The sequence below is a fragment of the Nonomuraea sp. B5E05 genome (assembly GCF_039880665.1).
Taxonomy (GTDB): Bacteria; Actinomycetota; Actinomycetes; order Streptosporangiales; family Streptosporangiaceae; genus Nonomuraea.
This window is the reverse complement of record NZ_JBDPMJ010000014.1, coordinates 1-25,164: the sequence shown is the minus strand read 5'-3', so window position 1 is coordinate 25,164 and position 25,164 is coordinate 1. Positions and strand designations below refer to the sequence as shown.

At 71.7% G+C, this 25,164-nt stretch carries 25 protein-coding genes and 3 tRNA genes; 12 read left to right on the top strand and 16 right to left on the bottom strand.

Going from position 1 to position 25,164, the window contains the following annotated elements; translation table 11 throughout:
* The first annotated feature begins 10 nt into the window (after positions 1–10).
* The gene (locus ABGB01_RS25030) at positions 11–1,270 is read left to right on the top strand and encodes an ROK family protein (protein WP_347775974.1); all 1,260 of its coding nucleotides are present in this window, start codon (positions 11–13) and stop codon (positions 1,268–1,270) included.
* A gap of 604 nt (positions 1,271–1,874) precedes the next feature.
* On the top strand, positions 1,875–2,180 hold the full coding sequence (gene mihF / locus ABGB01_RS25025; protein WP_043641121.1) for an integration host factor, actinobacterial type: 306 nt from the start codon (positions 1,875–1,877) through the stop codon (positions 2,178–2,180).
* Between the two features lie 147 nt (positions 2,181–2,327).
* Here mihF and ABGB01_RS25020 read toward each other — a convergent pair whose 3' ends face one another.
* The gene (locus ABGB01_RS25020; protein ID WP_347621116.1) at positions 2,328–2,975 is read right to left on the bottom strand and encodes a response regulator transcription factor; all 648 of its coding nucleotides are present in this window, start codon (positions 2,973–2,975) and stop codon (positions 2,328–2,330) included.
* Positions 2,966–4,213: a sensor domain-containing protein gene (locus ABGB01_RS25015; protein WP_347775973.1), complete on the bottom strand. Its 1,248-nt coding sequence runs from the start codon at positions 4,211–4,213 to the stop codon at positions 2,966–2,968. Before ABGB01_RS25015 ends, ABGB01_RS25020 begins: the two co-directional genes overlap by 10 nt.
* 184 nt (positions 4,214–4,397) lie before the next feature.
* Here ABGB01_RS25015 and ABGB01_RS25010 point away from each other — a divergent pair, with 184 nt between their 5' ends.
* The 4 genes from ABGB01_RS25010 to ABGB01_RS24995 all read left to right on the top strand — a co-directional run bounded on the left by ABGB01_RS25010 (position 4,398) and on the right by ABGB01_RS24995 (position 9,482).
* Complete coding sequence (locus tag ABGB01_RS25010; protein WP_347775972.1) at positions 4,398–5,675, top strand: acyltransferase; 1,278 nt, start codon at positions 4,398–4,400, stop codon at positions 5,673–5,675.
* 47 nt (positions 5,676–5,722) lie between these two features.
* Complete coding sequence (locus tag ABGB01_RS25005; RefSeq protein WP_347775971.1) at positions 5,723–6,223, top strand: N-acetyltransferase family protein; 501 nt, start codon at positions 5,723–5,725, stop codon at positions 6,221–6,223.
* A 47-nt stretch (positions 6,224–6,270) separates the two neighbouring features.
* Positions 6,271–8,778, top strand: coding sequence for a DUF3516 domain-containing protein (locus ABGB01_RS25000; protein ID WP_347776150.1), 2,508 nt, complete (start codon positions 6,271–6,273; stop codon positions 8,776–8,778).
* A gap of 188 nt (positions 8,779–8,966) precedes the next feature.
* Positions 8,967–9,482 (top strand): DUF2087 domain-containing protein, encoded by a 516-nt coding sequence (locus tag ABGB01_RS24995; RefSeq protein WP_347775970.1) that lies wholly within the window; start codon positions 8,967–8,969, stop codon positions 9,480–9,482.
* Between the two features lie 33 nt (positions 9,483–9,515).
* On the opposite strand, the gene ABGB01_RS24990 is transcribed toward ABGB01_RS24995, so the two are convergent.
* The gene (locus ABGB01_RS24990) at positions 9,516–9,758 is read right to left on the bottom strand and encodes a tyrosine-protein phosphatase (protein ID WP_347775969.1); all 243 of its coding nucleotides are present in this window, start codon (positions 9,756–9,758) and stop codon (positions 9,516–9,518) included.
* Here ABGB01_RS24990 and ABGB01_RS24985 point away from each other — a divergent pair.
* Positions 9,751–9,885 (top strand): hypothetical protein, encoded by a 135-nt coding sequence (locus ABGB01_RS24985; RefSeq protein WP_347775968.1) that lies wholly within the window; start codon positions 9,751–9,753, stop codon positions 9,883–9,885. The two genes, ABGB01_RS24990 and ABGB01_RS24985, sit on opposite strands and share 8 nt — an antisense overlap.
* On the opposite strand, the gene ABGB01_RS24980 is transcribed toward ABGB01_RS24985, so the two are convergent.
* Positions 9,875–10,768, bottom strand: coding sequence for a helix-turn-helix domain-containing protein (locus tag ABGB01_RS24980; RefSeq protein ID WP_347775967.1), 894 nt, complete (start codon positions 10,766–10,768; stop codon positions 9,875–9,877). The genes ABGB01_RS24985 and ABGB01_RS24980 overlap by 11 nt on opposite strands.
* Positions 10,769–10,809: 41 nt before the next feature.
* Between ABGB01_RS24980 and ABGB01_RS24975 the strand changes: the two genes are divergently transcribed.
* Positions 10,810–11,589 (top strand): phytanoyl-CoA dioxygenase family protein, encoded by a 780-nt coding sequence (locus ABGB01_RS24975; RefSeq protein ID WP_347775966.1) that lies wholly within the window; start codon positions 10,810–10,812, stop codon positions 11,587–11,589.
* A gap of 5 nt (positions 11,590–11,594) precedes the next feature.
* Here ABGB01_RS24975 and dusB read toward each other — a convergent pair whose 3' ends face one another.
* Positions 11,595–12,698 (bottom strand): tRNA dihydrouridine synthase DusB, encoded by a 1,104-nt coding sequence (gene dusB / locus ABGB01_RS24970; RefSeq protein ID WP_347775965.1) that lies wholly within the window; start codon positions 12,696–12,698, stop codon positions 11,595–11,597.
* Between the two features lie 119 nt (positions 12,699–12,817).
* A complete protein-coding gene (locus ABGB01_RS24965; protein WP_347775964.1) occupies positions 12,818–13,228 on the bottom strand; it encodes a hypothetical protein in 411 nt (136 codons plus the stop codon).
* A gap of 243 nt (positions 13,229–13,471) precedes the next feature.
* On the opposite strand from ABGB01_RS24965, the gene ABGB01_RS24960 reads away from it, so the two are divergent.
* The 4 genes from ABGB01_RS24960 to ABGB01_RS24945 all read left to right on the top strand — a co-directional run bounded on the left by ABGB01_RS24960 (position 13,472) and on the right by ABGB01_RS24945 (position 14,398).
* Positions 13,472–14,146 carry an ACT domain-containing protein gene (locus ABGB01_RS24960; protein WP_347775963.1) on the top strand — a complete coding sequence of 225 codons (675 nt, stop codon included), beginning with the start codon at positions 13,472–13,474 and terminating at the stop codon, positions 14,144–14,146.
* Between the two features lie 15 nt (positions 14,147–14,161).
* A tRNA-Gly gene (locus ABGB01_RS24955) sits at positions 14,162–14,233 on the top strand.
* 15 nt (positions 14,234–14,248) lie between these two features.
* Positions 14,249–14,322: transfer RNA gene (locus tag ABGB01_RS24950), tRNA-Cys, on the top strand.
* 1 nt (position 14,323) lies between these two features.
* A tRNA-Val gene (locus tag ABGB01_RS24945) sits at positions 14,324–14,398 on the top strand.
* 91 nt (positions 14,399–14,489) lie between these two features.
* Here the strand turns inward: ABGB01_RS24945 and ABGB01_RS24940 are convergent.
* From ABGB01_RS24940 to ABGB01_RS24895, 10 genes are all read right to left on the bottom strand, one after another.
* Complete coding sequence (locus ABGB01_RS24940; RefSeq protein ID WP_347775962.1) at positions 14,490–15,827, bottom strand: APC family permease; 1,338 nt, start codon at positions 15,825–15,827, stop codon at positions 14,490–14,492.
* A 77-nt stretch (positions 15,828–15,904) separates the two neighbouring features.
* Positions 15,905–17,518, bottom strand: coding sequence for a thiamine pyrophosphate-binding protein (locus tag ABGB01_RS24935; RefSeq protein ID WP_347775961.1), 1,614 nt, complete (start codon positions 17,516–17,518; stop codon positions 15,905–15,907).
* 34 nt (positions 17,519–17,552) lie between these two features.
* Positions 17,553–18,632: an ABC transporter substrate-binding protein gene (locus ABGB01_RS24930; protein ID WP_347775960.1), complete on the bottom strand. Its 1,080-nt coding sequence runs from the start codon at positions 18,630–18,632 to the stop codon at positions 17,553–17,555.
* Between the two features lie 22 nt (positions 18,633–18,654).
* Positions 18,655–19,467 carry an ABC transporter permease gene (locus ABGB01_RS24925; RefSeq protein WP_347775959.1) on the bottom strand — a complete coding sequence of 271 codons (813 nt, stop codon included), beginning with the start codon at positions 19,465–19,467 and terminating at the stop codon, positions 18,655–18,657.
* A complete protein-coding gene (locus ABGB01_RS24920; protein WP_347775958.1) occupies positions 19,464–20,270 on the bottom strand; it encodes an ABC transporter ATP-binding protein in 807 nt (268 codons plus the stop codon). The genes ABGB01_RS24925 and ABGB01_RS24920 overlap by 4 nt, the downstream gene beginning before the upstream one ends.
* A gap of 4 nt (positions 20,271–20,274) precedes the next feature.
* The gene (locus ABGB01_RS24915; RefSeq protein WP_347775957.1) at positions 20,275–21,258 is read right to left on the bottom strand and encodes a membrane dipeptidase; all 984 of its coding nucleotides are present in this window, start codon (positions 21,256–21,258) and stop codon (positions 20,275–20,277) included.
* On the bottom strand, positions 21,255–21,905 hold the full coding sequence (locus ABGB01_RS24910; protein WP_347775956.1) for a hypothetical protein: 651 nt from the start codon (positions 21,903–21,905) through the stop codon (positions 21,255–21,257). Before ABGB01_RS24910 ends, ABGB01_RS24915 begins: the two co-directional genes overlap by 4 nt.
* 34 nt (positions 21,906–21,939) lie before the next feature.
* Positions 21,940–22,701 (bottom strand): IclR family transcriptional regulator, encoded by a 762-nt coding sequence (locus ABGB01_RS24905; RefSeq protein ID WP_347775955.1) that lies wholly within the window; start codon positions 22,699–22,701, stop codon positions 21,940–21,942.
* Positions 22,694–24,400: a hypothetical protein gene (locus ABGB01_RS24900; RefSeq protein ID WP_347775954.1), complete on the bottom strand. Its 1,707-nt coding sequence runs from the start codon at positions 24,398–24,400 to the stop codon at positions 22,694–22,696. The genes ABGB01_RS24905 and ABGB01_RS24900 overlap by 8 nt, the downstream gene beginning before the upstream one ends.
* 205 nt (positions 24,401–24,605) lie before the next feature.
* Positions 24,606–25,164: dihydroxy-acid dehydratase (locus tag ABGB01_RS24895; RefSeq protein ID WP_347775953.1), on the bottom strand; the 559-nt coding region annotated here is incomplete at its 5' end.

Genomic DNA, 25,164 nt, shown 5'->3' with positions numbered 1-25,164 from the left:
AACTGTGTTCGTGAATGGAGCCACGACGAGCGGCGAACTTCGTGCGCACAACCGTGTGCGGCTGCTGCGCGCCGTACACGACTGCGGGGCCACCAGCACCCGATCGCGCCTGACCCGCGACCTGGGGCTGGCGAGGGGGACGGCGTCGGTGCTCGTCGCCGGGCTGGCCGACGACGAGCTGCTGCACGAGGAACCGGCCCCCGAGCACGCGCGGGGACGGCCGACCCAGGTGCCGGGCCCTCACCCGCGCGGGCCGCTGGCGCTGGCGGCGGACGTGCGCGAGGACGCGTGGGAGCTGGCGGCGTGCGAGCTGGGCGGCCGGGTCACCGTCCTGGACGTGCGCCCGCACGACGGCACGCCGCAGGGCGCGCTCGCTCCGCTGGGCGAGGCCGTCGCCGCCCACACGTCCCGGCTCGGCCACCGGGTCGTCGGCGTAGGTGTCGCCCTGGCGGGGCCGGTGCGCTTCGGCGGGCTGGTGGACATCGCCCACCTCGGATGGCGCTCGGTGAACGTCCCCGCCCTCCTCGGACTGTCCCGCTCCCCCGGTGACGCCCCGCGGGAGGGCGCGGGTGAGGTGACGGTCGGGAACGACACCGCGTTCGCGGCGCTGGCGGAGGCGCGGCGCGGGCGGTTGCGAGGGGTGCGGGTGGGGCTGCACCTGCATGTGGACTTCGACCTGGGCGGCGTGCTGGTCGTCGAGGGGCGCCCGCTGGGCGGGGCGAGCGGCACCGGCGCCGAGTTCGGGCACATGCCGCTGGACGGCGGCGACCGGCCCTGCATGTGCGGGGCGATCGGCTGCTGGGGCATGGACGTCGGCGCGAACGCGCTGCTGCGCCACGTCGGCATGGAGCACGGCGGCGGCCGGGGACGCGAGCAGGCCGAACGCGTGCTGGCCACGAGCGAGGAGGCGGTGGCGGCCGGCGCCGCCGCGCTCGGCCGCGGGATCGCCGCCCTGGTGAACGCCCACGATCCGGAGGTGGTGACCCTGTCGGGCCACGGCGTGGAGCTGGCGGAGCGCGCGGGCGGGACGCTGCTGCGGGCCTGCGAGCCCCGCCTCATGGCGATCCGCCGCGACCCCCCGCCCAGGATCGAGGGGTCGGCTCTGGGCTGGCGCGGGGCTCTGCTGGGCGCCATGGAGTCGGTCTTCGACGCTTTCCTGACCCCCGAAGGGCTCGAAAGATGGCGGGAAAACCACCCTGACCAGGGTCGCGACACGCCCGAAAGGCGAAATGTGACGCATTCCACCCCGCAGGGGGACAAGCCGCTATAGCGCCCTCCGCATCCGAACACGTTTGCGATCTTGTACGGCCCCCGCCGGCCGGCGGTACGGCTGCGATGACCCCCCGAGCCCGACCCCCGAGAGCCGGGCGGCGGAACCCGTGAATCTGGAGCTCGCGCCCCCATGACGGAGGCGGCCACGACGCGGGCGTTCCGGGCGTGCGCGGCCGTCCCCGGAGCGCTCGCGGACACGGGCGATGTCCGGCGTCTTCCCAGCGTATGAAGGGTGCGGAGGTGCGCTCGCGCCGGGCAGGGCGCGCCCCTCGGCCGCTCCGCCCGGGACGACCGCGGACCCGGCGAGGCCGGCGGCCCGCGGCACCACGCTCGCGGGGCCGGCCGGGGCCCGGTCCGGCCACCGCTGAGGTCGCACCCGCTCTATGAGGGCTACGGTGTGGGAGAACACGTGGTCGGCGGCATGGGGGCCGGCGAAGGCCCGGTCACGCGGCACGTGGCGCGCACGGAAGTGGCCGCGACGGGGTGGCCGACACGTTGAGCCGGGCGCTTTCCGCAACACGAACCGCTGGTATCCGCCATGATTAGCCACTGCACCACGGGTAACAGAACCCGAACCTAAACTCCCCGAGGAGAGAACAGAGATGGCACTTCCCACCCTCACCCCCGAGCAGCGTCAAGCGGCTCTGGCCAAGGCGGCCGAGGCGCGTGCCGCACGCACCGCCCTGCTGGCCAAGGTCAAGGCCGGTGAGCTGACGTTCGCCCAGCTGCTTGAGCGCGACGACGACATCGCGAAGAAGATCAAGGTCTCCCAGGCGCTGCGCGCCGTCAAGGGCGTGGGTCCGGCCAAGGCCACCGCGCTGATGGAGGAGGCGGGCGTCGACGAGAAGCGCCGTCTCGGCGGCCTGGGCGCCCAGCAGCGCAAGAAGCTGGTCGACGCGCTCGGCTGACCCCGAGCGGCCAGGTCCGCGCGCAGCGCCGCGCGGACCGGCCAGCCACCCCTCAGCGCGGCCGAGGAGGGACCGGAGAGCGGAGCCGCCCCCGCTCGCCGGCGGGCCGGGGCCGGGGGTGCGGGCGAACCGCCAACGACATGAGGGTCAGGACCGCAGGTAGGTCAGCACAGCGAGCACCCGGCGATGCTGGTCGCTGTCCTCCGCGTAGAGGCCGAGCTTGCTGAAGATGCTTCTGATGTGCTTCTCCACGGCCCCGTCGCTGATCACGAGCTGCCGCCCGATGGCCGGATTCGACTTCCCCTCGGCCATCAACCCGAGCACCTCACGCTCACGCGGCGTGAGCTGCGCCAGCGGGTCGTCCTTGCGCCTGCGTACCATCAGCTGGGACACCACCTGCGGATCGAACACGGTGCCGCCGGCGGCCACCCGCCGCAGGCCCTCGAGAAACTCGTCGACGTCGACGACGCGGTCCTTCAGCAGGTAGCCCACCGCGCCCCGGGCGTCGGCCAGCAGGTCGTCGGCGTAGGAGACCTCGACATACTGCGACAGGATGAGCACGGGCGCGCCCGGCACCCTGCGCCGCGCCTCGACGGCCGCCCTGAGCCCCTCGTCGGTGAACGACGGCGGCATGCGCACGTCGACCACCGACACGTCGGGCTTGTGCCCGGCGACGGCCTCGACGAGGCCGGGGCCGTCACCGACGGCCGCCACCACCTCGCAGCCGAACTCTTCGAGCAGCCTGACCAGGCCCTCCCTGATCAGGACCGCGTCATCGGCCACGACTACCCGCACGGCACCTCCGCCACGATCGTTGTCGGCCCGCCGTCGGGTGACTGGATCGACAGCTCCCCGTCGACGGCGCGGAGCCGGTCGGCCAGCCCGGCGAGACCGTGTCCCTTGGCGATGCTCGCACCGCCGACACCATCATCCCCGATCGTGAGCATCAGGCCGTCACCGATGCGGACGAGCTGGACCGTGCAGACGGTGGCGCGGCTGTGCTTGGCCACGTTCGTGAGGGCCTCTGCGCAGACGAAGTAGACGGCGTTCTCGACCGACGCCTGATAGCGCTCGACCGTCTGCACGTCCAGGTCCACCGGGATCGTGCAGCGCCCGGCCAGGGCGGCGAGCGCGGGCGCGAGACCGCGGTCCGACAGGACGGGCGGGGCGATGCCGCGCGAGAGCGCGCGCAACTCGTCGAGCGTCTCGCGGGTGGCGCCGATCGCCGACTTGAGCGTGACCTGCGCCGCCTCGGGGTCCTTGGCCATCTGCCGCTGCGCCCTGGACAGCTCCATGGCCAGCGAGACCAGCCGCTGCTGCGGGCCGTCGTGGATGTCGCGCTCCAGCTTGCGCAGCGCGTTGGCCTCGGCGGAGACGGCCGCGGCGCGCCCTTCGGCCAGGTCGTCGATGCGCTCGTGCAGCTCGGCCACGCCGGTCAGCAGCGCCCTGCCGAGCCCGGCCCGCAGCAGCGCGGCCCCGCGCACCATGAAGGGCAGGAGCACCGCGAAGACCAGGCCGATGCCTACGTGGAAGGCCGCGTTGACGACGTAGCCGTCGCCGAGGCCGAGCAGCTCCGGCAGCTCCGTGTTGCCGGGGATCCGCATGGTGATGATGCCGTACAGCGGCCAGGTCAGCCCCGCCAGGGGGATCGCCCAGAAGACGACCGTCAGCACGAACGCCACGATGGCGAACGGCAGGCTGATGATGCCGTGCAGCAGATCGAGCCAGGACTGCCCGCTGGTCAGCGGGTTGACCAGCCGGCGGAACCAGCCCGCGCCGGGCGGGGCCGGCTTGTAGCGGGGCCGCACCGGAGGGCGCTTGAGCACGTCCGACAGCCAGCCGCGCTCCGCGTCGGCGAATCCCCGCGCCATCAGCAGCGTGCCGGCCAGGAGCGGCACGCCGAGCCACACGACCAGGGTGCCCGTGCCGGCGGCGAAGCCGGCGACCATGAGCACGAAACCTATGACGGTCGTGGGGAAGCCCACCAGCGTGTAACGGGTGTCGAGAAGGACACGCCTCATCAGGGAGCGCATGGCCTCAACCGTATTTCGTCCCGTCGTCCCGGACGAGCGGGTGCACCGGTGTGCGGGGGTAGGGCCAGCCCTACCGGAGCCGGTGGTGCGATCTTGACCTCGACAGGGTGGGCGGCGGCAATGTGCGCGGGCGCCCGCGACGGAAGCCTTGGGTCATCCGTCCCCTGCGAATCGAGGCGCCCCCATGACCGTCCTGCTGGACCGCCCCACCGCCGCGGCCACGACCACAGGGCCGCGCCGCACGGCAGCCGTGCGCGCGACGCGGGATCCGTTCATCGACCTGCTGCGCGTGTTCGGCATGGCGCTCATCGTCCTGCAGCACTGGACCATCCCGGTGCTGTCGTACGACGGGGTCCGGCTGACCACGGGCAACGCGCTGTCCACGCCCGGCGTGTGGGTGGTGACCTGGATCAGCCAGGTGATGCCGCTGGTGTTCTTCGCGGGCGGCGCCGCGAACGCGATCGGCTTCGGGCGGACCGGCAAGAGCGCGCCGCGGTGGCTGGCGGAGCGGCTGCGCCGGCTGGCCTGGCCGCTCCTGCCGCTCGCCGCGGTGTGGATCCCGCTGCCGCACATCCTGCTCACGCTGGGCGTGCCCCCGCAGCCGCTCGACGTGGGCGCGAAGCTGACCGGGCAGCTGCTGTGGTTCCTGGCCGTCTACCTGATCGCCGTCACGGCCACCCCGTACGCTCTGCGCCTGCACCAGAGGTACGGCCTGTGGGTCCCCGCCGGGCTGGCGGCCGGGGCGGTGCTGACCGACGTGGCACGCTTCTCCACCGGGGTCGAGACCGTGGGCTACCTGAACATCGTGTTCGTCTGGCTGGCCGTGCACCAGCTCGGCTTCCTCTACGCCGAGGGCCGGCTGCGCCACGCCTGGGCGCTGGCGGCGGGGGGCTTCGGGGCGGCGGCGCTCCTGGTGGCGTACGGCCCCTACCCGGGCAGCATGATCGGGCTGCCCGGCGCCGAGATGTCGAACATGGCCCCGCCCACCCTCGCCATGCTGGCCGTCTCCGCCGGGCAGATCGGGCTGGCCGTGCTGCTGCGGCCGTGGTTGCTGCGGCTGCGCACGGGCCGGCTGCTGGACTGGGCGGGGCCGCGGATCATGACGGTGTACCTGTGGCACATGCCGGCCCTGTTCGCCGTCACCGGCGTCGTGGTGGTCCTGCTGGGCGTCGAGACGCCGGCGCCGGGCAGCGCACTCTGGTTCGCCGGATGGCCGCTCTGGTTCGGGCTGCTGTGCCTGGTGTTGTGGCCGCTGCTGAAGGGGTTCGCCCGGTTCGAGACGCCGCCCGCGCTGCCGTACGGCAAGGAGGGCTGGGGCACGGCGCTGGGGGCGACCGCGATGGTCGGCGCGGGGGTGCTGACCCTCACCGTGGGCGGCTTCGCCCCCGGCGGCGGGCCGTTCCTCGCGGTGATCGCGCTGCTCGGCGGGCTGCTGATGACGGCGCCGCGCGCCGGGGCGTGAGGTCGGGGAAACACCGGCGTAATGCGCCGGTGCGCAGAATGGGGGGCATGACGAAGGTCCGAGCCCTCGCCGGCGCCGATCTGCCCGCCGTCGCCGCCATCTACGCGCACTACGTGACGGGCAGCGTGGCCACGTTCGACGAGAGGCCGCCGTCGCTGGACGACTGGCGGGCGAAGGCGGCCGGCGTCACGCGGGCCGGGCTGCCGTTCCTGGTGGCCGACGTGGACGGCGTGATCGCCGGCTACGCCTACCTCGCCCAGTACCGTCCCAAGCCCGCCTACCGGCACACCGTCGAGGACACCATCTATCTCGCGCCCGGCATGACCGGGCGCGGGCTCGGCCGGCTGCTGCTCGGCGAGCTGATGGACGCGGCGCGCCGGACGCACGCCCGCCGGGTCGTGGCGGTGATCGCCGACTCGGGCGACCCGTCGTCGGCGCGGCTTCACGAGGCGTACGGCTTCGCCCAGGCCGGCCGGCTGAGGGCCGTGGGCTTCAAGCACGGGCGCTGGATCGACACGGTCCTGTTCCAGCTCGACCTGGAGGTTTGACCTGATCGGGGCGGAGCCGGTTCGACCATCGGGCAAACTTCGGCAGGATAGAGGGTGTGAGCCTACTCGTTGACCGCCTGCCAGATGACATCGACGCCGATCCCGACGCCATCTTCGACGCTTTCGTCGCCTGGAACGCCGAGCGGGGGCTCACCCTCTATCCCGCCCAGGAGGAGGCGCTCATCGAGGTCGTCTCCGGCAGCAACCTGATCCTGGCCACGCCGACGGGTTCGGGCAAGTCGCTGGTGGCCGCCGGCGCCCACTTCGCCGCGCTGACGCGTGACGTGCGCACGTTCTACACCGCGCCGATCAAGGCGCTGGTGTCGGAGAAGTTCTTCGACCTGTGCGCCGTCTTCGGCACCGAGAACGTCGGCATGATGACCGGCGACGCGAGCGTCAACGCGGGCGCGCCCATCATCTGCTGCACGGCCGAGATCCTGGCCAACGTGGCGCTGCGCGACGGGGCCGCGGCCGACATCGGCCAGGTCGTCATGGACGAGTTCCACTTCTACGCCGAGCCCGACCGCGGGTGGGCCTGGCAGGTGCCGCTGCTGGAGCTGCCCAACGTGCAGTTCGTCCTGATGTCGGCGACGCTCGGCGACGTGTCGATGTTCGAGCGCGACCTGACCCGGCGCACCGGGCGGCCCACGTCCGTGGTCAAGCACTCGGAGCGGCCGGTGCCGCTCGTCTACTCCTACCGGATGACCCCGCTGCACGAGACGCTGGAGGAGATGCTCAGCACCGGCCAGGCGCCGGTCTACGTCGTGCACTTCACGCAGGCTGCGGCCATGGAACGCGCCCAGGCCCTGATGTCGATCAACATGGCGACGAAGGCCGAGAAGGAGGCCATCGCCTCGATGATCGGCGGTTTCCGGTTCACCACCCGGTTCGGGCGCGCCCTGTCGCGGCTGGTCCGCCACGGCATCGGCGTTCACCACGCCGGCATGTTGCCGAAATACCGGCGGCTGGTGGAGCGGCTCGCGCAGGCGGGGCTGCTGAAGGTCATCTGCGGCACCGACACGCTCGGCGTCGGCGTCAACGTGCCGATCAGGACGGTGTTGTTCACGGCGCTGTCGAAGTACGACGGCAACAAGGTGCGCCGGCTGCGCGCCCGCGAGTTCCACCAGATCGCCGGGCGGGCCGGCCGGGCGGGCTTCGACACGATCGGCTACGTCGCCTGCCAGGCTCCCGAGCACGACATCGAGAACGCCAAGGCGCTGGCCAAGATCGGCGACGACCCCAAGAGGCGGCGCGGCTATGCTCGCAAGAAGCCGCCGGAGGGCTTCGTGGGCTGGAGTGAGGACACGTTCGTCAAGCTCCAGGAGGCCGAGCCCGAGCCTCTCAACTCGCGGTTCAAGGTCAGCAACGCCATGCTGCTCGCGGTGATCAACCGGCCGGGCGACTGCTTCCAGGCGATGAAGCACCTGCTGACCGACAACCACGAAGACCGCAGGTGGCAGCGGCGGCACATCAGCCAGGCCATCGCGATCTACCGGTCGCTGCTGGCCGGCGGCATCGTGGAGCAGTTCGCCGAGCCCGACGAGCAGGGCAGGCGGGCCCGGCTCACGATCGAGCTGCAGGAGGACTTCGCGCTCAACCAGGCGCTGTCGACGTTCGCGCTGGCCGCGTTCGACCTGCTCGACCGCGAGTCGCCGGCCTACGCGCTCGACGTGGTGTCGATCGTGGAGTCGATTCTCGACGACCCGCGCCAGATTCTGTCCGCCCAGCTCAAGAAGGCCAGGGGCGAGGCCGTCGCGCAGATGAAGGCCGACGGCGTCGAATACGAGGAGCGGATGGAGCACCTGGCCGAGGTCATGTATCCGATGCCGCTGGACGACCTGCTGCTCGGGGCGTACGAAACCTACCGGCGCGGGCATCCGTGGGTCGGCGACTACACCGTCAGCCCGAAGTCCGTGGTGCGCGACATGTACGAGCGGGCCATGACGTTCGCCGAGTACATCCAGTTCTACGAGCTGGCCCGGTCCGAGGGCACGGTGCTGCGCTACCTGGCCGACGCCTACCGCACGTTGTCGCGCACGGTGCCGGAGCATCTCAAGACCGACGACCTGGTCGACCTGATCGAGTGGCTCGGCGAGCTCGTCCGCCAGGTCGACTCCTCGCTGATCGACGAGTGGGAGAAGCTGACCAACCCGGCCGAGGTGCTGGAGCAGAAGGACCAGCTGGAGGCCAAGGTGCGCCCGGTCACCGCCAACCCGCGGGCGTTCCGGGTGCTGGTGCGCAACGCCATGTTCCGGCTGGTCGAGCTCTGCGCCGTCGAGAAGGAGGACGAGCTGGAGGAGCTCGCCCCCGACGTCGACTGGGGCGCGGCGCTGGACGCGTACTACGACGACCACGAGGAGATCCTCACCGACGCCGACGCCCGGGGGCCCGCGCTGCTGCGGATCGAGGAGGAGAGCGGGTTGTGGAAGGTCCGCCAGACGGTCAGGGATCCGGCCGGCGACGGTGACTGGGGCATCGACGCCCAGGTCGACCTGGCCGCCTCCGACGAGGAGGGGCGGGCCGTGCTCCACGTGATCGGGCTCAACCGGCTCTGAGATCCCTGGAGAAGCGACAAGCCCTGTGCCGGAACGGACTGGCAAGGGCGCCCCGGCACAGGCCTGTCGATTAAGTGTCCGGCTCGGAGCGTTGAGGTCGTGTCATGACCATGTCTCAAGATCGAGACATTTCGTGACATTTACGGTTACAAAGAGTCAAGAAAGCCTCGCGTCGATCATAGGACAAAATGGGTGAGGTGAACGACCCCGACCTCCGGCGCGTCCTCGGGCTGCTCTCCCAGGACGACACCCTGCGCGCCTTCTCCGCCCTGGTGCTCGGCCTCCCCGGCGACCCGTCCCCCAAGGCACTGCACAGGCTGGCCACCGGCGGCCTGGCCGCCCGTGACGACGACGGCACGTGGCGGGCCACGCCCGAGCGGTTCCGCGAGCTGCTGCGCGCCCACGCGCAGTCGGCCGACGAGCCGGCCGGGGAACTCGGCGCGGAGGAGCGGGTGTTGCGGACGTTCCTGGTCGGCGGGCGGCTGACGACCACGACGATGCGCCGCGACAAGCGGCTCGTCGTCCTCCGGTACATCGTGCGGGTGTTCGAGCCGGGAGTGCGCTATCCGGAGAAGGACGTGAACGTGGCGCTGCGGGCCTTCCACGACGACCACGCGGCGCTGCGGCGGTACCTCGTGGACGAGGGGCTGCTGTCGAGAGAGGACAACGTCTACTGGCGCAGCGGCGGCCCTGTCGACGTCTGACGAGCCTCCGACCACTTGCGCGCGGGTGCGCCCTCAGACGGGCGCTTCCGTCAGGCGGGCGCGCAGGACGGGCAGGTCCGCCGGGGGCAGGCCGCCGTCCAGCAGGTACGCCTCCGCTCCCCCGTACCGGTCGCGCAGGTGGGCGAGCGTGGCGGTCATCGTGGCGGCCGTCACCTCGGCGAAGAGCCGGCGTGACCGCGCCCGCGCCGCCTCGCCGGGCAGGGCGGCGAGGTGCTCGCCGTGGCGCAGGCAGGCGGCGGTGAGTTGCATGCGCATGCCGGAGGTGCGCGCGTCCACGCTGGGTGACGAGTGCGTGGTGATGGGAGCGATCGACTACGCCGTCGACCACCTGGACGACCGGCTGTTCACTCCCGACAGGGGACCGCTCCCGGTCAGCCGCTAACGTCGCGCAGGCGGGCGCGATAGTCGCGGGGCGGCATCCCGTACTCCTTGCTGAAGGCCCTGCTGAAATGGAAAGGGCTGACGAAACCGCACGCCACCGCCACCTGGCCGACGTCCATGTCGGTCACCTCCAGCAGGCTCGCGGCGTGGCCGGCCCGCGCCCGGCGTACCACCCGCATGGGGGTCTGACCGGTCTCCTCGGCGAACAGGTGGGCGAAGCGGGAGGGCGAGAGCGCCACGGCGCGGGCCAGCGAGGCCACCGTATGCGGGGCGCCGGGCTCGGCCGCGATGATCGCCAGGGCCCGGCGTACACGGTCGTCGCCCTCCTCGCCCGTCCGCGTGGCCTCAGGGCGCGCGGACGCGGTGGCCAGCACCAGCACCTCCTCGACGGCGCCGAGCACCAGCTCCCGCGCGGGCCCGCCCACGGCGAGCGCCGGAACCCGCGCCTCGACCGGCGCCGTGCGCGCGAGCCCGGGCGTCCAGCGCGCGTCCTGGAGCGCCCGCTGGAACGCCAGATCGACGCGCTCGTGCACGGACGGCGGCACCCCGGCGACCAGGTGGCAACCGTCGCCCTCGGCGTACGGCGCCAGCCACGCCGCCCAGCCCGGCCGCGGCTGGAAGTGCACCCACCAGAACCGCCACCGCTCCGCGCCCGCCCGCACCCGGTAGTGCTGCGCCACCCCGGAGCCCAGCACCGCCAGATCCCCAGCCCTCACCGCGAACGACGTGCCGCCCTGCTCGACCAGCCCCTCCCCCGCCTCCGTCCACAACAGCAGCCAGCTGGGCGACCCTGCCGGGCGGCGCGTCGCGTAGCCGGGCGCCTTGTCGTAGTGGCCCACGATCAACAGCTCGGCAGCAGGAACAGACAGGTCCTCAGCGGTCACAGGCATACCGTCGCACGACCGTGCTCCCTAGCGTGAGACCCATGAGGCTCAACGACTTCCACGACCAGGGGTTCATGCTGGCGCCCGCCCTCCTGTCGCAGGACGAGGTGGCCGAGCTGCGCGAGGAGTTCATGGCGCTGCACGCCAGGGGGCCGATCCCCGGGCACTTCGCCCCGCAGCCGCAGGAGCCCGGCCGGCCGTACGACATCCTGCGCGAGTATCCGCGCATCATGCACCCGCACCAGGTGAACGACGTGGCCCTGCGCTTCCTGCTCGACGCGCGCATCGCCGCGATACTCCGCGACCTCCTCGGCGAGGAGCCGATAGCAGCCCAGAGCATGTTCTACTTCAAGCCGCCGGGCGCCAGGGGCCAGGCCATGCACCAGGACAACTTCTACCTCCGCGTCGAGCCGGGCACCTGCGTGGCCGCCTGGGTGGCGCTCGACCGGGTGGACCGGGCGAACGGCGGCCTGGAGGTGGTGCCGGGGACGCACCTGATGGACCTGTTCTGCCCGGAGGAGGCCGACCAGGGCGCGTCGTTCACCAGGGAGTACGTGCCGCCGCCACCCGGCCTCGAACGGGTGCCCGTCGACATGGACCCCGGCGACGTGCTGTTCTTCAACGGCAGCCTGGTGCACGGCTCGGAGCCCAACACCACGAGCGACCGGTTCAGGCGCAGCTTCATCTGCCACTACACGGGCCGCTCGGCCGAGCGCATCGCGGAGTATTACCCGACGCTCACGATGTCGGGCGAGCGTGTCCGGCTGGAGCCGGCCGTCGGCGGCGGCCCCTGCGGCACCGAGATCACCGGCCCGCACTGAGCGCGTCAGCCGCCGGAGACGTCCGACTCGGCCGCCTCCGGCACCACGCAGTCCCACGGATCGTCCAGCCACCCGTCCGGCAGCAGCACCTTGGACCGCTCGCCCGACTTGCCGCGCGGGGTGTCGGTGTTGGGCGGCCACGGCTGGTCGTGATCCAGCTTGGCCAGCCCTTCGCGCAGCCCGTCGAGCGATTCGGCTGTGGCCAGCTCACGCCGCAGCTCGCTCCCGACCGTGAACCCCTTCAGATACCACCCGACGTGCTTGCGGAAGTCGGCCACCGCGTAGCGCTCGATGTCGAAACACCCGGTCAGCCCCTCGGCGTGCCTGGCCATCGTCTCGGCCACCTCGCCGAGCACCGGCCTGGCCCGCTCGGGGCTGCCGTTGAACGCGTTCTCCAGATCTCTGAACAACCACGGCCGGCCGAGGCACCCGCGCCCGACCACCACGCCGTCGCAGCCCGTGCGCGCCACCATCCGCAGCGCGTCGTCGGCCGACCAGATGTCGCCGTTGCCCAGCACGGGGATCTCCGGCACGGCCTCCTTGAGCCGCGCGATGGCCGCCCAGTCGGCCACGCCTCCGTAGTGCTGGCGGGCCGTGCGGGCGTGCAGGGCGATCGCCGCGACCCCCTCCTCGACCGCGATGCGCCCGGCGTCCAGATAGGTCAGGTGATCGTCGTCGATGCCCTTGCGCATCTTCATCGTCACGGGCAGCGGCCCGGCGTTCGCGACCGCCTCGCGCAGGATCCGCCGCAGCAGATGCCGTTTGTACGGCAATGCCGACCCGCCCCCGCGCCTGGTCACCTTGGGCACCGGGCAGCCGAAGTTGAGATCGATGTGGTCGGCGAGGTCTTCCTCGGCGATCATCCGGACCGCCCGGCCCACGATGGCGGGGTCGACGCCGTACAACTGGATGCTCCTGGGCCGCTCGGACTCCGCGAACCGGATCATCCTGAACGTCTTGGGATTGCGCTCGACCAGCGCCCGCGTCGTGATCATCTCTGACACGAACAATCCCGCGCCCTGGTCCCGGCACAACACCCGGAACGGCGCGTTGGTGATGCCCGCCATGGGCGCGAGCACCACCGGCGGCCACACTTCGATCGGCCCCATCTTCACCGTCCCAGTTGTAGCGCAGGTCGGGCCGCGAGCGGTATTCGCCCATGGGTTCGTCCACCGCGGCGGCCCCCGCGGTGGACGAGTGCCGCGACCTCAGCTAGTCCGGCGCCGCGTCAGCACTTCTTCGGGGACGTCACCTTGACGACGGTGCGCCCGAACGTGGAGAACTTCTTGTCCCCCTTCGTCTTCGGATTCACGGTGAGGCACTTGCTCTTCACCGGCTCCGGAAGACCGGCGCCGTCGACCCACGTCTGGATGGTGCGCTTCTGGTTGCAGTGGTTGTTGAAGTAGATGGTCGTCGAGATGTTCGTGCCGGTCCCCCAGGAGACGCTGAGCTTCTTCCCCTTGGGCGTCTTGCAGTCGAACTTCTTCCTTTCGACGTCCTTGGTCCCCACGTCGGGAGTGACCACCGCCTCGTCGGTGACCGCCGTGTCGTCAGGGGCGGCCGCCGCGGCGCCGGCGGAGCCCAGCGTGAGCATGGCCGCGGTGATGACGCCGGTGGCTATTCCCGTGAGCATTCGCATGGATGTCCTTCCGTCCGTGGACATGTCGGCCAGGAGCTGACTGCGCCTGTCCGAACGTCCTGCTGTGATGCGTCAGGACTTTCTATGAAGCGGGCTGTTTCCTCAGCGTTTCCGGTCGGACCAGCCGACCATGCCGGTCGCGTCATCGCGCGCCGGCCACCAGCGCGGCGGCGGCGAAAGCGCGGACCGCCGCACCCCTCACCGATAAACTGTGCACCGGCATCTTCATGCGAGGGGACACGGATGCTTCTTCGAGTGCGCCTGGTGCTGCCCGATCGGCCGGGCTCTCTGGCCCAGGTGACGAGGGTCCTGGGCGCGGCGGGGGCCGACATCACCCAGGTGACCGTGCTCGACCGGGGCGCCGGCCGGGCCGTCGACGACATCACGATCTTCAACCCGGCGGGCACGTCCAGGCAGGCGCTGGTCAAGAGCCTCGAAGGCGTCGAAGGCGTGAGGGTCGAGGGCGTCTGGACCACACGGGAGGCCCCGGGCACCTACCCCGAGCTGGAGATCCTCAAGTTCATCACCACGGCGGGCGACCGGGCGCTGACCACGCTCGTCGACTCGCTCCCCGTGTTGTTCAGCGCCGACTGGGCCGCCACGATGACGGCCGAGCAGCGAGTGGTCTACGCGAGCTGGCGCGCCCCGCAGCAGCCGCCCGCCATCCCGGCCGACGTCCCGGCCCGCCCGGTCGCCCTGACCCTCGACGACGGCCTGCACGTCATCCATGCCCCGCTGCCGCCTCTGGCGCTGTCTCTGGTGCTGGCCCGCTCCGACGGCCCCTCGTTCCACCGCATCGAGGTGCACCGCCTGACGAGGATCCTGGAGATCTTCCTCAGCCTGCCCGCGACCGAACGCGGCATGGTCCGGCTGCTGCGCGACGAAGGACCGGAAGCATCCGGTCGAAAAACCCGCTAGAGTTAACGGAGCAACGCGGAAGTGGCTCAGTGGTAGAGCATCACCTTGCCAAGGTGAGGGTCGCGGGTTCGAATCCCGTCTTCCGCTCGGAGTTTTGGGCTCGGTGGCGTGGCCGAGAGGCGAGGCAGCGGCCTGCAAAGCCGTCCACACGGGTTCAAATCCCGTCGCCACCTCCATGGACGATTAGCTCAGCGGGAGAGCGCTTCCCTGACACGGAAGAGGTCACTGGTTCAATCCCAGTATCGTCCACCAGCTCCAGCGAAACCCCGGCTTCTCGTCGAAGCCGGGGTTTCGCTCTGTGTGCCGTGGTCTTCTCCGCGGAGCCGCGCCGCCGTTCGTGCGCCTACGAGGCGCTCTGGCGGCGCACCACCAGCCAGTTGATCCCCCACAGGACCAGCCCGACGGCCAGGAGCAGGCCGGCCCGGACGTACACCTCGGCGGGCCGGCCGGTCAGCGGGCTCGCCATGATGAAGGCCAGCACGGCGCCGATCACCGGAAAGGCCGTGGGCGTGCGATAGTGGGCGTGCTCCACCCGGTCCTTGCGCAGCACGAGCACGGCCACATTGACGACCGTGAAGACGCACAGCAGCAGGAACGCGGTCGTGTCGCCGAGCCCCGCGATCTCTCCCGTCGAGATGAGCGCGATGGCCAGCGCGGTGGTGAAGATGATGCCGATCACCGGCGTACGGCGGCGCGGATCGACCCAGCCGAGGCGGCGGGGCACCACGCGTTCGTTGGCCAGGCCGTACACGAGCCGGGAGGCCATCATCATGTTGATCAGAGCCGAGTTGGCGACGGCGAAGATGGCGATCGCGGCGAAGAGCTGCGGCGGGAAGTTGAGCCCGCCGGCCTTGACCACCTCGAGCAGCGGGCCGGACGACTCCTCCAGGACCCCGGGCGCGACGAGCAGCGACGAGGTGAGGGCCACGAGGATGTAGACGACACTGGTGATCGCCACTCCGAGGAAGATCGCCCGGGGGAAGTTCCGTGAGGGGTCCTGCGTCTCCTCGGCCATGTTCACCGAGTCCTCGAACCCGACGAACGCGAAGAAGGCCAGCGCGGTGCTGCCGAGCAGGGCGTACATCAGGCCGCCCGCCTGCTCGGCGTCGATCTCGACCAGCCTGGAGGGCTCGCCCGCCCCCGTGAACACGGTGTAGACGCCGATCAGGATGATCACCAACAGGCCGGTGAGCTCGATCAGCGTGAACACGATGTTGGTCTTCACCGACTCGGAGACGCCCCGGTAGTTCAGCGCCGCGACGGCGACGATGAAGACGATGCCGACCACCACGCTCGGCAGCGTGAAGAACGCCTCCAGGTAGTCGCCGCCGATCGCGCGGGCGGCGGCGCTGGCCGAGGTGAGGCCGGAGCACATCACCGTGAACGCGACCATGAACGTGAAGAAGGGCTTCTTGAAGGCCTTCTGCGTGTAGAGCGCGGCGCCCGCCGCCCTGGGGTATTTCGTAACCAGTTCGACGTAGGACATCGCGGTGAGCAACGCGATGACGAAGCCGAACAGGAAGGGCATCCAGAGGGCGCCACCGATCTGGCCGGCCACGACGCCGGTCAACGCGTAGACGCCTGTGCCCAGGATGTCGCCGATGATGAACAGGATGAGAAGTTTGGGGCCGATAGCCCGCTTGAGGGGAACGTGGCCGGCCTCGGGTGCGGCGCTCGTCATGCAGATCTCATTCCCCGATCACGGTGTCTGACACGGGGTTCGGCTACCCCGCGCAGCCATGCCGTGACGCCGCCCGCTCACCTGCGGATGGGAACCAGGGCGGTCAGGTCGATGTCCAGGAGCGTGGGCCCTGGACGGGTCACGGCGGCGGCGAACTCCGTGTCGAATCCGGCCGCGTCCGTGATCCGGCGCGTCGCGATCCCGAACGACGCCCCGAGCGCCGCGAAGTCCGGCGTGACCAGGTCCACGTCCTCGGCCGTGCCCTCCCCCGTGCCGCGGATGATCTCGCGGAGCACGCCGTACCCCCGGTCGTTGAACAGGCACACGATCACGTGCGCTCCGGCCTGTGCGGCGGCGGCCAGTTCGCCGGCGCTCAGCATGAAGCCACCGTCCCCCTGCACCAGCACCGTCGGCGCGCCCGAGCCGGTGGCGGCGCCGATGGCGAGGGGCAGTCCCGGGCCTATGCCGGCCGCGGCGGGGCGGATCGAGGTGCGCGGCGCCAGGATCGGCAGGACGCGGTCGCCCCACACGTACGCGGGGACGGTCGCGTCACGGACCACCACGCCGTGGCGGGGCAGGTGACGGCGGATCGAGGCGCAGATGGCCTCGTGGTCGGGCCCCATCTCGGCGCTGATCCGCTCCCTGGCCGCCGCCCACGCCGCCCGTCCCTCGGCCAGGTAGCCCGACCGGTCGGGGATCGCCGCCGCGTGGTCGCGCAGCCGTTCCGCCACCTGCTCCAGGCCGCGCCGGGCGTCACCGACGAGCGCCAGCCGGGCCGGGTAGTTACGCCCGATCATCGAGGGGTCGACGTCGAGGTGGATGAGGTTGTCCGGCAACCGCAGCCGCCAGGCGTCCGTCGGGTGCATCTGGAAACGCGTGCCCACGGCCAGGACGAGATCGGCCGACTCGACGTACGACCGCAGCGGCTCCACGGTAGGGAAGGCGCCCAGGCACAGCGGGTGGTCCTCGGGCAGCGCGCCGCGTCCCTCCCGCGAGGTGACCACGGGCGTCCCGGCCGCCTCGGCGAACTCGGCCACGGACGCGCCGGAGCCGACGGCGCCGCCACCGGCCCAGATGAGGGGACGCCGCGCGGTGGCGAGCTGCCGAGCCGCCTCCTCGGCGGCCCTGTCGTCCACGGCGTCGCGGGGCGGCGACGTGACAGCCGGCGGCGGCGCGTCGGCGGGCATGCGCTGCAGGTCGATCGGGATCTCCAGGGCCGCCGGTCCGGGCCGCCCCGTGAGCACGTCGCGCGCCAGCCGGACGACCTCCGCGCCGATGTCGGCGGGGCGGCGGATCAGCGAGACGGTACGGCACACCGAGCGCAGCATGTCCGTCTGGCCCTCGGCCTCGTGGATGTAGCCGCGGCCGCGTCCCAGATGGGCGCTTTCGACCTGGCCGGTGATCAGCAGCACCCGTGAGGAGGCGAACGACGCCTCGTACAGGCCCCCCATGGCGTTCGCGGTGCCGGGGCCGGTGCTCACCAGGGCGACGCCGAGCCGCCCCGTGGCCCTGGCGTAGCCGTCGGCGGCGTGGACGGCGGCCTGCTCGTGCCGCATGCCGACGATCTCGATGCCGCCCCGTTCGCGCAGCGCGTGCAGGATGGGCAGGTTGTGGATGCTGGCGATGGCGAAGACGTGCCGGACACCGAGGACGTCGAGCGCCGCGGCGACCTGGGCGGCCCCGTTCGTCATGGCGTCACCCCGTCCGCGCTGCCGGCGCCGGGAATCACGCTCTCCACTTCCGTGCCTCCGCCTCGACGGCCTTCTCATCGAAGGAGTTGTACTGGTCGGCCAGCGAGAAGTCGAACAGCCCGCTGGACTTCACGTCGAGGGGCGAGGTGATCATGCCGTGCCGGGCGAAGGTGGCGACCGTCTTCTGCAGGGCGGCGTCGTCGATCACCCCGTACCCGCCGGACTCTCCGCGGCCGGCGGTGATGTCCAGGCGCAGCTTGAGGATGCGCACCGCCTGGGCCAGCGCCTTGTCCTCCGGCACGTCGGAGGCGGGCCTGGACTGGGGGAACTGCTTCCAGTGCAGCTTGATCGCGGCCTCGGGGTTCTCCTGCGAGAAGACCATCGCCTTGACGAAGGCGCGCGCCATCCCGGTCACCTTCTTGGGCTCGTTCTTGATGGAGTCCTTGCGCACGATCAGCGCGGAGGTGCCCGTCATGTCGTTCAGCGGCGAGGGGATGTCGCGCATGCCGGTGCCGAGCAGGTCGCCGATGACCACGTTCGGCCCGTCCCAGCCCGCGTAGGCGTCCACCTGCTTGCCGCGTAGCGCGTCGGCCGCCTGGGCGCCCAGCCCGACCGGCAGGAACGTGGCGTCCTTGGCGGGGTCTCCCCCGGCCTCCTTGATGACCCCCTTGGCGAACAGCGCCGACACCCCGGCCAGCGAGTTCGCCCCGATGGTCCTGCCCTTCAGGTCGTCGGCGGTCTTGATCGGGCTCCGCTGCGGCACCACCACGCGGAAGATGCTGCCGGTGGTCACGCCGATCACGGCGATGCTCGGATCCTTCTGGTACGCGGTGATGGCGGCGTTCAGGGACGCGTACGTCATGAAGGCCTTGCCCGTGGCGACGGACTGCACGGCCGACGGGGCGCTGTCCACGGGCTGGATCGTCACGCCCACGCCCTCGGCCTTGAAGTAGCCCATTTGGATCGGGACCGACGTGTAGGACGCGGTGGTCGCGGTCAGCGCCTTGTCCGGCACGGTGAACACGAGCTCGCCGTCGCCGGCGCCGCCGCCGCAGGCCACGAGGCCCGCTCCGAGCGCGATGACGCCCAGCAGCCGTAGTCCGAATCTGTTCATCTCAGACTCCAGGGGTTGATGATCACTTGACTCTGCGCACCAGGCGCTCGGCGAGAGACAGCACCCCGTACACCACGAGCCCGAAGGCCGACAGGGCGATCAGCATCGCGTACGTGGCCGCGACCTCGCCGGTGACCGTGTACTGCGCGATGGCGTATCCGACGCCCTCGCGCGCGGCCACGAACTCGCCGACGATCGCTCCGATGAGCGCCAGCACGGCGGCGCTGTTCAGCGCGGGGAAGATGAACGCGAGCGCGTTGGGCACGCGCAGGTAGCGCAGCTCCTGCCAGCGGCTCGCCCGCATCGCGCGGAACAGGCTGACCTCGTCCTCGCTCACCTCGGTCAGCCCGGCGATCGTGTTGGCCAGCACGGGGAAGAACGCCAGCAGGGCCGCGAGTACGACCTTGGGCGCCAGGCCGTACCCGAGCGCCGCGACGATGAGCGGCGCGATGGCGACCTTGGGAAACGTCTGCGAGATCAGAATGTACGGATAGACGGCGTTGCGAAGGATGGGGAAGAACGCGAACACCGACCCGACGAGCACGGCCGCCACCACCGCCACGACGAAGCCGAGCAGGGTCTCGTTCACGGTCGCCAGCAGGTTGGGCCACAACGTCCCATCGCCCGCCAGCCGGAACAGGACCGCGACCACCTCGCCGGGCGGGGCCAGGATCAGCGGCGACACCAGCTTCGCGGCGGCCACCGCCTGCCAGGCGCCCACGATGCCGACGAAGATCGCTATCGCGAGGATCGCGGACATGGCGCCGTCGCGCGAAGCGCCGCCGCTCTGCCCCGGCTGGGTCAGGCGGGGTTCGGTGTCGAGCCGGGTCGTCATCGGCCGCCGCCTTTCGCCTCGTCCAGGGCGGCGCGCACGTGCCGGATGGCCTCGTAGAACTCAGGCTGGTCGCGCAGCCCTCTGTCGCGCGGCCGCGACAGCCGTACGGGGATGTCGGAGTGGACCCGGCCCGGCCTGGCGCTCATCACCACGATCCGGTCCGACAGGAACACCGCCTCGGAGATGCTGTGGGTGACGAACACGACGGTCTTCGGCTCGCTCTGCCACACGCCGAGCAACTCGTCGTTGAGGTCCTCGCGGGTGAACTCGTCGAGCGCGCCGAACGGCTCGTCCATCAGCAGCAGTGACGGCCTGCCCACCAGTGAGCGGGCGATGGCCACCCGCTGCTCCATGCCGCCGGACAACTCCCGGGGATAGTGCTTCTCGAACCCGGCCAGCCCGATCATCTCCAGCAGCCCTCTGGCCCGGCGCCGGCCGTCGGGCCCGCCGTCGCCGGCGATGTCGAGCGGCAGGCACACGTTGTCCAGCACGGTACGCCAGCGCAGCAGCGTCGGTTTCTGGAACGCCACGCCGACCTGTGGCAGCGGCTCGGTCACCGGGACGCCGTCCACGGACACCGATCCCTCGGTCGGCTCCAACAGCCCCGCCATCAGCTTGAGCAGGGTCGATTTGCCACAGCCGCTCGGGCCGATCAGGGAGACGAACTCCCCCGGCTCGATGTCCAGGTCGCTGGAATCCAGCGCGCGGACCGCGGCGCTCCGGCGCGTGAACGTCTTGGAGACGCCACGCAGCGCGATGGCCGCAGGGCGGGGCGGCGCCTGCCTGCCGGTCAAGGTCGCCATGGGCTCACTCCTTCGTCGATCGGTTCGGCAGCACCTCGTGGTAGAGGCGCATCCAGTTGCCTCCCATGACCGCCGCCACGTCCGCTGCGTCGAATCCGCGCCGTGCCAGCGCCTCGGCGAGCGCGGGGAACGACCGGGTGTCGGGGAACCAGGGCAGCGGGGGCTGCTTGCCCGGGTTGGTCGCCGAGCCGGCGCCGTACTGTGTCGTCCTGGTCCACCTGCCCTGGCGCATCCACTGCAGGTCGGCGTACACGACCTTGCGGCCGAGGTCGGAGCCGACGCCGACGTGATCGACGCCCACCAGGTCCGCGGTCCTGGCCACCAACTCGGCCCAGGTGTCGGCGCTCGCGGCGTACGCGCCGCTGATGTTGCGGTAGCCGGACACGCCGAGCACGCCGCCCTTCTCGGCCAGCGCCCGCAGCAGCCCGTCGGACTTGTTGCGGGGGTGCGGCACCAGCGACGCGGGGTTCGCGTGCGTCACGGCCACCGGCTCGGCGGAGTGCTCGATCGCCTCCAGGCTGGTGCGCTCGCCGACGTGGGACAGGTCGACGACCATGCCCGCGCGGTTCATCTCCTCGACCACCTCGCGGCCGAACCTCGTCAGCCCGCCGTCCACGGGGTCGTAGCAGCTCGCGCCGACGTCGTTCTGGATGTTGTACGTGAGCTGCGCCACGCGTACGCCGAGGTCGGCGAAGAGCTCGACGTAGCCGATGCGTCCGGACAGGAACGAGCTGTTCTGGAAGCCGAGCAGCAGCGCGGTCCGGCCGTCCGCCTGGATCTCCTCGATCTCGGCGGCCGTCGTGGCGACCGCGACCAGATCCGCGTTCGCCCGCACGAGGTCGCGCCAGGCCACCAGGGAGTCCATCGACTCGATCGCGTCCTCCCAGAACCCGCACGTGACGGTGACGCAGCCGAGGCCGCCGCCGCGCAACTCCTCGAAGACCTCCCGATCGAAGGTGCTGCACTCCAGGCCATCAACAAAGATCACGGGTTGGCTCCCACGTAGTCGACGTCGGCGTTCTGGTCATCCGGGTCGAGGGTGGCCCCCGCGTGCCGCCGCGAGACGGGCGTGTCCTCGGTGAGGGCGTCGTTGGAACGGTGATGGAGCCGCCACCACAGCGCGGGGTCCACGTCCAGCCCCTGCCGCACGGCGCGCGCGAGATGCCGGGGCACGGGGTCCGCCGCCGGAGCGCGCTCGCCCACCGTCAGCCGCGGCGCGCCGTCGCCGCAGGTGACCTCGACGCCGGCGCCGTAGGGCAGGGCGGCGTGCGGGAGGACAAGGAGGAGATGGGCCGAGCGCACGCCACCGACCTCGATCTCCGCGCGACCGTGTTCGCGCTGCAGCGCCACCCCCAGGTCGAGCAGGGCGGGAGCGGCGTACGGCGCGGGCATGCCGTGGGCCTCGACCGTGACCCGCCCGCCGGACGCGGCGGTCAGGGCGGGGACGCGCCAGGATGTCGCGGCGGCTTGGGCGGAGTCGAGGAAGGCCAGACCGCCGAGGCCGAGGGCCTCCGCGTCGACGATCACCTCGCGCACGGCGGGCACGGCCCCCTTCGGCACGCCCAGCAGCAGCAGGAGACGCTCGGTCATGACCCGCGTCTCCCGCAGGCTGACGGTGAGCGGGTTCGCGGTCACACTCGCTCCCTTCGCCCGCCGGCGGCACGCGCCTTCACAGCCGCTCCCCTCGAGTGCCGGCCGGCCCGCCCGACAGCACCTCGTTGATCTCGGCGACCGCGTCGCCCAGCGCGCGGATGCCCTTCTCGTGGTCGAACCGGCTGCTCGGCCCCGCGACGCTCAGCGCCCCTACGCACCGCCGCTCGACGTCGAACACGGGGGCGGCGATCCCGAGCACGCCTTCGAGCCAGCGGCCCTCGGAGGTCGCGTACCCGCGCTCGCGCACCCGCGCCAGCTCGTCCTCGCCGGGCAGCTCGGCGCCAAGCTCCCGCAGCTCGGCGAGCTGGCGCTCGGTCGCGTAGGCCAGCAGCACCTGCCCTGACGCGCTGCGGCTGATCGGCATCCTGGCCTCGGCCCGCAGGTCCACCTGGAGCGGGCGGCCGGGTTCGATGCGCTGGATGATCGTGGCGGTGCCGCGTTCGAGTATGGCCAGGGAGACGGCCTCGCGTACGACGTCCACCAGGCGTTCCATCACCGGCAGCACACGTTCGCCCAGCCCGGCCTGGCGCAGCGCCGCCTGCCCGACGCGGGCCGGCCGCAACGTCAGCCGGTAGGTGCCGTCACCGGCCTGCTCCATCCACCCGGCGGCGACCAGGGTGACGAGCTGCTGGTGCACGGCCGCGCGGGTCAGGCCGAGCTCTCGGGCCAGCTCGGCGACGCGTACCGAGCGCTCGGCACCGGCCACCACTTCGAGCATCTTGAGGCATTTGAGCGCGGTGCTCAGCGGCTGGGTTCGCGGCGCGTTGTTCTCAGTCAAGGGTCATGTCCTCGGTGTCGGGTTCGCGGGGCTGCCACCACGGGCCTAGGTCGCCACCGGCCAGGTCGGCGCGTGTGGGAGCGCCCTGGAAGATCAGGCCGCGCAGGGTGCGGCCCAGGAAGTCCTTCGTCCGGTCGAGACCGTAGAAGGCGGCGTTGGCCAGCCGGATGACGTGCACCGGCAGGAAGTCCAGGTCGAGCATGTCCATCCGGGGCAGCGCGTACGGCAGGTCGCGCAGCGCCTGGAGCCGTTCGACCGCCGCCCGCTCCTCCGGATGGTCGAAGAGCACCCGGCCGACCCGGGTGCGCGGGTCGTAGCGGGCCATCAGCCGCGACAGCCGGCGCACGTCGCCGGGCACGTCCACCGACAGGTCGAAACCACCGGGAAACTGCTCGCGCGGCCCGGAACGCGGCTCCTCCGCGGCCCGCGACTTGTACCAGACCCGTGCCCGGCGCGCCTCGTCGGCGAGGGGCAGGTCGTGCGCCCACGCGTACGGTCCGCGCAACATCGCGCCGAACTCCCGCACCGTCATGCCCGGGTCGCCGATGAGCCGCTCGTCCACGATGAGCCGGTCGAACTCCTCGTCCACCTCGTCCGGCAGGAGCTCCATGAGCAGCGCGTTCAGGATCTCCTCGGTCTCGGGGGCCACCGTGCCCTCGACCGCCCGCCGCAGCGTCTCGAACGGGTGCGCCCCGCGCGGGCCCTCATCGCGCAGCTCGGCCGCACGCTCCCGCACCTGGCGCAGCTCGGCGGCCAACCGGGGCCCGGCGGGGAAGACTCCGTAGCGCACGGGGTCCTGCTCGCGGTGCACGATCGCGCCGTCGAGCAGGCTGACGAGCCGCGCGTACGCCGGGTCGCCGGCCGGGAAGCCGAGCCGTCTGGCCCGTGCCAGGGCGTCCTCGCGCACGCGCAGCCAGCGGTCGACCATGCGCGGATGGTTGGCGACGAACAGCACCAGGCCCAGCGCCGACCCGTTGCCCAGGCCGAGATGGCGCCGCAGCGCGGGGGCGAGCCGCGCGGCACCGGGGCGGGCGGCGCGGGCCAGGTGATCGCACAGGTCGAAGCTGAACTCGCGCATGAGGTAGGCGGTGAGCATCTGCGCGTGATACGGCGCCATCAGCGGATGGTCAGGCCCGTAGGACAGGTAGGTGCGGGTGCCGAACGTGCCGTTGGCGTCCAGCCCGGTGTTGCGCATGAGGTAGCCGACGTGGCGCAGCCGGTCGAGGCTGGGCTGCCGCCCGTCGGCCAGCGCTTCCACCGCGTGCTCGAAGGCCCGCAGGCTCCGGTTGGACCGGCACCACACGAGCGTCCCCGGCGCGGCGCGGCCCGCGTACAGTTTGGGCAGCTCCGTCCGCGTCTGCTCGATCCGCCCCGCGTCGGCCTCGCCCTCGAGCAGCGCGCCGACCATGTCCCAGCTCCGGCCGATGATCCGCGGGGTGCGGTCCACGAAGCGCGGCTCGGTGCTGAACGCCACGAACGACAGCACGCCCGCGTGCGTCTCGACCCGGTAGACGGCCGTTCCGTCGCCGCGGTCGTCCAGCTGCAGCCGCTCCGCATCGACCGTCCATCCCTTTCGCAGCATGGTCGCGACGAGCGACCGGCTGGCGCTGAAGCGGGACGGCTGCAGGGACGCCAGCCGCTCGGGGCGCATGAGGAAGGCGGGATCACGGGGTTCGATGGCGGGCGACAGGTCGCTCATAGGCCCTCGTCTTAATAATCAGGACGTCGTACGGATTATCAAGACGCTAGGGCTAAAATCGCCATTACGGCAAGACCTATATTTCGCGCACTCCATCCGTTAAGGTCCTCGTGGGCGCGCGCGACCGGCCGAAAGGCACGTGGTCGCCACGACCGCCGCGCCCCTGCCCTGGCGACCACGGGGCGCGGCGGCGGCGTGTCATGCGTCAGGCGGTGACCGCGCCGTCGGAGGCGGAGCGGACGGTAGCCACATATTTGGTCAGCACGCCGCGTTCGACCTCGCGTTCCGGCCGTTGCCAGGCGGCGCGGCGGCGTTCCAGTTCGGTCTCGGGCACCAGCAGGTCGAGGGTGGCGGCGGCGCTGTCGATGACGATCGGGTCGCCGTCGCGCACCAGCGCGATCGGCCCGCCATGGTAGGCCTCGGGGGCCACGTGCCCGATCACCAGGCCGTGCGAGACCCCACTGAAGCGCCCGTCGGTGACCAGCGCCACGGACTCCCCCAGCCCTCGGCCCACCAGTGCCCCCGTGATCGAGAGCATCTCGCGCATGCCGGGCCCGCCCGCCGGGCCCTCGTAGCGGACGATGACGACGTCGCCGGGCATGACACGCCCCTCCTGGATGGCTGTAAAGCACGCGTCCTCGGAGTCGAAGACCTTGGCGGGGCCTTCGTGGCGGAAGTCGTCCTTGCCGCCCAGTTTGAGCACGCATCCGTCGGGGGCGAGTGAGCCGCGCAGGATGGCCAGGGCGCCGCGGGCTTTGAACGGC